The 448-nt window shown below is 71.9% G+C and carries 2 pseudogenes; one reads left to right on the top strand and one right to left on the bottom strand.

Features of this window, described 5'->3' with window-relative positions:
• Positions 1-305: pseudogene (locus tag G3I71_RS47565) on the bottom strand (mycothione reductase); the annotation flags it as partial.
• Between G3I71_RS47565 and G3I71_RS52085 the strand changes: the two are divergent.
• A pseudogene (locus tag G3I71_RS52085) lies at positions 253-448 on the top strand (iron ABC transporter permease); the annotation flags it as partial. The pseudogenes G3I71_RS47565 and G3I71_RS52085 sit on opposite strands and share 53 nt — an antisense overlap.

Here is a 448-nt window from a genome sequence, read left to right as displayed (position 1 = left end):
ATCCAGTACGGGGACTTGGCCAAGGTGCGCGCGTCGATTCCCAGGGTCATCGCCAAGACGAGGGGCTGGATGAGGGTGGCGGCCTGCGGGCCCATCAGGTGGGCGCCGAGCAGGCGGCCGGTGCCGCGTTCGGCGAGCACCTTGCAGAAGCCTGTGGTGTCCTCCATCGCCCAGCCGTAGGCGATGTCCGCGTACCGGGCCTCGCCCACCAGCGGATCGAGGCCCCGGTCGCGGCAGTCCTGCTCGGTGGCGCCGATCGAGGCGATCGGGAACTCGCTGGAGTACGCCCTCGCCGCGACCGCCATCGCGGTGGTGATCGGGGGACTCGCGGCGGCCGCGCTCACACGACGGGACGCGGGGCGTTTCGTACGGGGCTTCGACGCGCTGCTGATGCTGCCGCCCGGGGTGTCCGCGGTGACCGTCGGGTTCGGGTTCCTGATCTCGCTGG

Source organism: Streptomyces sp. SID12501 (assembly GCF_010550245.1).
Classification (GTDB): Bacteria; Actinomycetota; Actinomycetes; order Streptomycetales; family Streptomycetaceae; genus Streptomyces.
Note: the sequence above shows the minus strand (reverse complement) of the source record. Positions and strands in the feature narration are given on the sequence as shown.